Below are 1,083 nucleotides of genomic sequence, written 5' to 3' on the forward strand. Positions count from 1 at the left end.
TAACACTTCTTCCTACAGTTAAACCAGTGATCTGACTATAATTTCCTTCCTCAAAGGTAACATCATTGTCACCTGCAGAGGTATTACTGAGGAAAGCCTGAATCTCAGCATTAGTAGAAGAACTATTAAAGGTAGCAGCACTAACACCAGACAAGACTACAAAGAAACACAAAAACAAGAAGAATATAAGTACTGTATTCCTTAAACGACCTCTACTAAATAGACGAATATTCGTTTCCATACTTAAAGAGCCATTTTCAATTAAATTGTTTGTTTTTGAAATCATTATTTTTTTTCACCTCCTGTTCTAATCAATTAGTTTATAAAAAAAATCTATTATTAATATTTAATAGTATTAATAATAGTATTATACATTAGAAAATAGAGAAAGTAATCACTATCATCTAACAATAATAATTATATTCTATACTATATATAAACTTTATTGAAAAATAATTAATATATATATATATATATATATATCATAAACAAGTAAATAAAAAATAATGAAAAAGAGCTTAAAATACTAAAAAACCTAAAAAACCACAAAAACAATTATGAGGAGTGTCTAATATAGTCCTGAAAGAAAAGATTCTAATTAATGGTTTATTGAAATATTAATCTATTTCATAAATATAAGTTGTTATTATCTTTAATTTCTAAAATAATCTTTATATAATTTTATTATTAAAAAAATATATATTATAATTAGTTAGATTGAGAAATAAATGAATATAAAAGTTTTTAAAAAATATCATTAATTATAAACTTTATTTTCAGGACTATAATTAAAATTTTTAAAAAATTTAATAAAATATATTTCACATATAATATCTTTAAATATTATATAAATATTTATATTATTATTATATTATTATTATTATTATTATTTAAAAATAATATTCATAAAATATATAATTTAAATTTAAAAGAATATAAAATCTTTAAAATGAATTAAATAAAATAATTATTTTATTATAGTTATAAATACATATTATATCAATTGTTTAATGTTTAAAATGATTTATATGGAAATTAATTTCATGAAAATTTCTAAAAAATCCTAATTATGAGACACTCCCA

The 1,083-nt window shown here is 18.4% G+C and carries 1 protein-coding gene; it reads right to left on the reverse strand.

Annotation, left to right across the window (positions count from 1 at the left end; genetic code table 11):
• On the reverse strand, positions 1-286 hold a 286-nt coding region (locus MBCUT_RS00880), incomplete at its 3' end, for a hypothetical protein (protein ID WP_157082417.1).
• Positions 287-1,083 lie beyond the last annotated feature (797 nt).

The organism is Methanobrevibacter cuticularis, from assembly GCF_001639285.1.
Classification (GTDB): Archaea; Methanobacteriota; Methanobacteria; order Methanobacteriales; family Methanobacteriaceae; genus Methanobaculum; species Methanobaculum cuticulare.